Genomic DNA, 5929 nt, shown 5'->3' with positions numbered 1-5929 from the left:
GTAAAACGGTTTTGGATATCGGCTGCGGCGGCGGGATTCTGTCGGAGTCGATGGCAGGATTGGGCGCGCACGTGAAGGGAATCGACCTGTCGAGGCAGGCACTTGGCGTGGCGGATCTTCACAGCCTTGAAAGCGGTGTAACCGTTAATTACGAAGAAATCGCTGCTGAAGCACTTGCCGCACGCGAACCCGGCACCTATGACGTCGTCACGTGCATGGAAATGCTTGAGCACGTGCCCGAACCGGGCGCCATTGTCGAAGCCTGCAAGACCCTGGTGAAACCGGGCGGATGGGTGTTCTTCTCCACACTGAACCGCAATGTGAAGTCCTATTTGTTCGCGGTGATCGGCGCCGAATATATCGCGCGGATGCTGCCCAAGGGTACGCACGACTACACGCGCTTCATCCGTCCGTCGGAATTGGCGAGCTTCGTGCGCGCCGCCGGCCTGCGCACGGCCGACATCAAAGGTATCGTTTACAACCCGCTCAGCAAGCATTTCGCGCTGTCCGCCGACACGAGCGTGAACTATATGCTCGCTTGCCGCCGCGACGTCTGATCCGCCCGACCAGCCCCGACTCAATTCAATCAATGAGCGATCCCACGCCCCTGCCCCAACGCGAAGACAATGACGACGCACTCCGTCTTTGCCAGGCTGTCCTGTTCGACCTCGACGGTACGCTGGCTGACACCGCGCCCGACCTGGCCGCTGCCGTCAATAAGATGCGCCACGATCGGAGCCTCGAGATGGTGCCGCTCGAAGACCTGCGGCCGCTTGCGTCAGCGGGCGCGCGCGGACTGATCGGGGGCGCCTTCGGCATCGGCCCTGAGGATCACGAGTTCGCGTCGATGCGCGAGGAGTTTCTCGCCAACTACGAAGCAGACCTGTGCATCGAGACCACGCTGTTTCCCGGCATCGCCGAATTACTCGACGATCTCGACGCACGGGGCGTGCGCTGGGGCATCGTGACGAACAAAGTGGCCAGACTCACCGAACCGCTGGTCGCGCAACTCGGCCTCGAAGAGCGCGCGGGCTGTGTGGTGAGCGGCGACACAACTCCGCATTCGAAGCCACACCCCGCACCGTTGTTGCACGCAGCTCGTGAACTGGATGTGGTGCCGGAGCATATCGTCTATGTCGGTGTCGACCTGCGCGATGTGCAGGCGGGTTTCGCGGCCGGCATGAAGACCATTGCGGCCGCCTACGGTTATTGCGGCAACGACATTCCGCCGACGCAATGGCACGCGCAGCATGTCGTGCATTCGCCTGCTGAATTGCAGAAGTTGCTGCGCGATATAGGCTGAGCGCGCACCAGATGGCAGACCGAGCGTAGGCAACGCATGGCGGCGCCCCGCCGTGTTGCCGTGCATGCGCCTATCGCCATCCTCCGCGCCAAGATAACAAGCGAATCAGTCAGGACGCGGCCGTCAAACTATTGTAAAATCTACGCTTGGCCCATAAGTATTGGGCAACGAACCGCGGGGGCGACCTGGTTTCGACAGGGGTTGCGAAGCGGCTAGGGCATGTCGAGGACCCGTCACCTCGTTAATCAATGGGAAAAACGTAACTGCAAACGACGATACGTTCGCACTGGCAGCCTAAGGGCCGCCGTCCTCTGCCTAGTTCACTGACGGGCTAGAGTCGCAAGACCGGTAGCAATACCGACAGAGGTCATATACGTCAGTTAAGCCTTGGTGGTGTCACGACATCCGGGTCGAAAATCTAGTGAATCGCCGTCGTGCAGCGTGTTCGTCCGCGTCACGCCGGTTAAATCAAATGACAGAACTAAACATGTAGAACTGGTCGTAGAGTGCTTCTGGACGCGGGTTCGATTCCCGCCGCCTCCACCACAACACCTTGCAAGTGGCAGCACGCCGTTTCACCGAGAACCCCGTCAGCGTAAGGCTCTCGGGGTTTTTTACCGTCTGCTTCGCACAACGGCTTCAATTGAAAACCCGCAGACCCAGCAACGCTCATCGTGACGGGCAACAAGCCCCCTCCGCAAGTTGCCAAAGTATCGCGCGTTCTACGGCATAGCTGCCAGACACATCGCCGTTCTACTGTCTGTCATAGACAACCAGCCAGTTCCCCGCCGCGCGCCTCGAGTCTCCCAAGGGTCCCTGCCCGCAAACTCAAGATGTTGTCCTTATAGACCAGCCGCCGGGTATTGAATCGCTTGGCAATGTCGGTCTCCGTCTGCGAAATACCCACTGCTTTCGAGTTCGGCAGATAAGACACCTCGATTTGTCTCGCATACCCCGTGGCGGGCAGCTGTTGCCGGAGGACGTTTGCGCATGAATCGCAAGGCGCCTGTGAAATGTATCCCACCAGTTTCCCCCCAGGCGGGAGTCCGTTAACCAGAATGTCGTTTTCGAAATTCTTCAGAGCTTTGAGTTCAGCGTCAAGAGCCTGATTATCCATGCTGGCGCCCAAACGCCCACCCGGAACATCAATGTTGGCGGCGGCTTTCTCTATATTGCTGCTCGATAAAAAGTCGTTGAATTGCCGATTCGGAGCGCTGCCGGGCTCATACAGAATGTCCTGAGGGTCCTGACCGGAAATAGCATTGTAGATACGCGTATTGCTAGCACCGGAGGGTTCAGCGTAGGTATATTCGAAACGCGCGATTGTTGCGCTACGCCACTTGCTGGCAAGGAGTTTGATTTTGGTCGACGATGGTTGAGCCGTCTTGATTGAACGGCTGACTGCTTGTGCGTAAAAATCCATTGTATTAAACAACTGTTCCGGGACAAGAGTGGCCGCATTGGTCACTTGAACAATTTTGAGGGGAACCTGGGCCCGCACGGTTGCCGACAGTGCAAGCAACAGGATAGATGCGTAAAACCAGCATGACTTCTTAAGTTTATTCACAATCAAAACTCCGGAAAAATTCAATATCATGCCCGGCAAAATCGCTGGAGATAACGAGATTCAAAGGCTTTGACGTCCTCCTCTTCCAATGCTTCTTCCGCCGCAAGTTCGGCCGCCTCCATAGCCCCCAAAAACTCTAATTCCGCCACTCCGGTGGAGAAATAGACTCGCTCGCGAAATGAAAAACAACGAACCAGCCGACCAATATTTTTCATTATCCTCACCCTGAAAATATATTTCCAATCTCAATACAACCTGAGCGACGAACTCAAAATATCCGACATGCCCATGGCATATCTCCCTGAAACAAGGATAATTCGAGGCTTTCGCTATGGAATAGAGGCAAATTCGCGCATCGGGGTTTGCCCGAATCTCAAATATGGAGAAATTAACTAAGATTTTTTAAGAGACACGCGGAATAAAAGCGCCCGCTCAATCGTTCATCAGCGGTTCGCTACTCGCGCCTCAAGTCACGTCTCGCGAGACTCACACCCCCTTCAGGAGCCGACATCATGCGCAAGACTCTCTTCTGCCTCTCCACGCTGACTCTTCTCGCACTGCAACAGACCGCTTTCGCGGAAGCCCCGAAGGTCGTCGATGGCCGCTTCGTCACCGCGGACGGCATGACGCTCTATACGTTCGACAAAGACACCACGCCCGGTGTAAGCGCCTGCACTGGCGGCTGTATGAGCTACTGGCCGGCAGCCATGGCAAGCCCGTCGGACAAACCTTCAGGTGACTGGACGCTCATCCCTGCCGCCGACGGCAAGCAACAGTGGGCTTACAAGGGGCACCCGCTCTATCGCTACGCGGCGGACAAGCAAGCGGGAGAAATGAAGGGAGATGGCTTCAAGGACATGTGGCACACGGCGAAGCCATAAGCGGGAGCCGCTGGACGACGGGCCAAGGCTGGAAGCCAGAAAGGCGCTCCAATAAGGCACGCTCAAACGAAAAACGCCGGCAGCATGCCGGCGTTTTCACAGACTCACACGAGAGCGCGGATCTTCGCGCTTATTCGTCTTTAGGACACTGCAGGTTACAGCCGTTCGGATCGCCGTTGTCGCCGCGCTTGCGCATGGCTGACTTCTTGTCGGACTGGTATTTGCCCGAAGCCGCCGACGCCGCAAATGGCATCTGCGGATGTTCGGCAAGACGGAACTGATCTTGCAAGATACCACCCGGCACACCCGGAGAATTCTGTGCAAAAGCAACCGAAACGGTGGCGAGGAGCACCCCGGTTGCCGCTGCCGCGGCACATGCGTGGAAAAGAGCTTTCATATCGAGTCAGCGCGGTGCAACGCGCGGTTATGGCGTAAGCGGAAGGTTAGAGATTATCCCAAACAGACGCCCCACGCAGCGGCCACCGCAGCATTTTGTTTACAGGCGCTTACACCGTAGTCGGACCCAGCCCCACATCGAGCTCGAGCAGCTTGCCGCAGTCGCGCGGATCATAGCCGTCTAGCTGCTCGACGCCACGCCGAAACGCCATGCCGCGCAGCAAACCGATTACCGTTGCGAGCGGCGTACGCTCCAGGCGGGCGCGCTCGCAAGCGAAGTAATAGTCTTCGTCGACGATCGGAATGAAGTCGAGCCCGAAGTGATGCGCCGCCGGCTCGACGCCGAAACCCACATCGGCCATGCCACTCGCCACGAACGCCGCGATTGCCGAATGCGTGAGTTCCGCCGACGCGTAACCATTAACTCTGTCCGGATCGACCCCGACTTTTCGTAGCGCGAGATCGAGCAGCATGCGCGTACCGGAGCCTGGCTGACGATTGACGAAACGAATGTCGTCGCGCGCGAGGTCGCTCAGCCCGCCGATTCCCTTCGGATTGCCCTTGCTGAGGAAAAGGCCCTGCTTGCGCCGCGTGAGATGCACAAGCACGTGGCGCTGCGGATCGAGCCAGCGCCGATACGTATCGGCACAGTCGGAGCGGAATTCGCCCAACGGCAAATGGAAGCCGGCCAGATCGCATTCGCCGCGGGCAAGCGCGCTGACTGCATCCGCGCTATCGCGATACTTGATATCGACTGGCAGATCGTTCGCGACCAGTGTCGTGACCAGTGCCGCCACGGCGTAACCGTGCGAGGCGTAGATCCGCACGTCGTCGGCGGGTGGTGCGAGCCAGCGGTTCAGCTCGCTGGCGACTTCGCTGGCGAGCGCCTGCATATTGCCGTCCAGGCGCTCGCCACACAGACGCTGGGCGCGCAACACGGCCTGCCCGAGTTCGGACAGCACCGAGCCGCGCCCCCGCTCCTTCGCGATCAGCGGACCACCCAAACGCTCTTCGATGCTGCGCAACAAACCCCACGCGTGACGGTAGGACAAACCCTTAAGCGTCGCCGCCTGCGCGATGCTGCCGGACTGGTCCACCAACGCAAGCAACGGCACGACGTCCGACAGGCTGGCCTCCCGGCCGTCGGGGGCCTTCACAACCAGCTGCGCCTGACATTCGATTCTGATCATATATGCTCAACTCTTTCCTATTGCATGAGGCGTTTCACCCGCCTATTGTTCCGCTATCCCCTATCGAATAACCAAAGCATAAGTGCACTCTTTATGAATAACAAGTGCATATATAGCTTTGAAGGAGCCTCACTTGGACGATTCCATGGCCATCGCACCGGAGCAGCTCGTGCAGCGTCACGCGCAGCCGGGCATGTCGTTGCTAGCGATATTGCACGCGATTCAGGACGAACTCGGCTACGTCCCGCCCGACACGGTTGCGCCTCTCGCGCGTGCCATGAACCTGTCGCGCGCGGAAGTACACGGCGTCATCACCTACTACCACCACTTCCGCACGCAGCCCGCAGCACCCGTCACGGTGCAACTGTGCCGCGCCGAAGCGTGCCGGAGCATGGGCACCGAGGCGCTCGCGCAGCATATCGAAGCACACACAGGCTGCCGTTTCGATGCTGAACACGAGCACGGGGCGCCGGTCGAGCTGGAGTCGGTGTATTGCCTCGGTCAATGCGCGCTGTCGCCGGCCATGATGGTCAACGGCACCCTGCACGCCAAGGTGACGCCGCAAAAATTCGACGCACTGTTCGCCGCCGCC

8 protein-coding genes and 1 other RNA gene are annotated in these 5929 nt (G+C 58.8%); 5 read left to right on the top strand and 4 right to left on the bottom strand.

The features are described from left to right. The 3 genes from ubiG to ssrA all read left to right on the top strand — a co-directional run. The coding region (gene ubiG, locus QOC89_RS09690; protein WP_323044822.1) for a bifunctional 2-polyprenyl-6-hydroxyphenol methylase/3-demethylubiquinol 3-O-methyltransferase UbiG at positions 1 to 557 on the top strand (557 nt) is incomplete at its 5' end. A 32-nt stretch (positions 558 to 589) separates the two neighbouring features. Then, positions 590 to 1303, top strand: a complete 714-nt coding sequence (locus QOC89_RS09685; protein ID WP_323044821.1) for an HAD-IA family hydrolase — start codon at positions 590 to 592, stop codon at positions 1301 to 1303. Between the two features lie 176 nt (positions 1304 to 1479). Next, positions 1480 to 1849, top strand: a transfer-messenger RNA (tmRNA) gene (ssrA, locus tag QOC89_RS09680). 217 nt (positions 1850 to 2066) lie between these two features. On the opposite strand, the gene QOC89_RS09675 is transcribed toward ssrA, so the two are convergent. Together QOC89_RS09675 and QOC89_RS09670 are read right to left on the bottom strand one after the other, a co-directional pair. Next, the gene (locus tag QOC89_RS09675) at positions 2067 to 2870 is read right to left on the bottom strand and encodes a hypothetical protein (protein WP_323044820.1); all 804 of its coding nucleotides are present in this window, start codon (positions 2868 to 2870) and stop codon (positions 2067 to 2069) included. Positions 2871 to 2896: 26 nt separating this feature from the next. Beyond that, on the bottom strand, positions 2897 to 3085 hold the full coding sequence (locus tag QOC89_RS09670; protein ID WP_323044819.1) for a hypothetical protein: 189 nt from the start codon (positions 3083 to 3085) through the stop codon (positions 2897 to 2899). A 297-nt stretch (positions 3086 to 3382) separates the two neighbouring features. Here QOC89_RS09670 and QOC89_RS09665 point away from each other — a divergent pair, with 297 nt between their 5' ends. Then, the gene (locus tag QOC89_RS09665) at positions 3383 to 3751 is read left to right on the top strand and encodes a hypothetical protein (protein ID WP_323044818.1); all 369 of its coding nucleotides are present in this window, start codon (positions 3383 to 3385) and stop codon (positions 3749 to 3751) included. Positions 3752 to 3881: 130 nt separating this feature from the next. On the opposite strand, the gene QOC89_RS09660 is transcribed toward QOC89_RS09665, so the two are convergent. Next, positions 3882 to 4148, bottom strand: coding sequence for a hypothetical protein (locus QOC89_RS09660; protein WP_323044817.1), 267 nt, complete (start codon positions 4146 to 4148; stop codon positions 3882 to 3884). 109 nt (positions 4149 to 4257) lie between these two features. After that, positions 4258 to 5337 (bottom strand): substrate-binding domain-containing protein, encoded by a 1080-nt coding sequence (locus tag QOC89_RS09655; RefSeq protein WP_323044816.1) that lies wholly within the window; start codon positions 5335 to 5337, stop codon positions 4258 to 4260. Positions 5338 to 5470: 133 nt separating this feature from the next. Between QOC89_RS09655 and QOC89_RS09650 the strand changes: the two genes are divergently transcribed. Continuing rightward, on the top strand, positions 5471 to 5929 hold a 459-nt coding region (locus QOC89_RS09650; protein WP_323044815.1), incomplete at its 3' end, for an NAD(P)H-dependent oxidoreductase subunit E.

The sequence above is a fragment of the Paraburkholderia sp. genome (assembly GCF_034668105.1).
Classification (GTDB): Bacteria; Pseudomonadota; Gammaproteobacteria; order Burkholderiales; family Burkholderiaceae; genus Paraburkholderia.
This window is presented reverse-complemented; position numbering and strand designations above follow the sequence as displayed.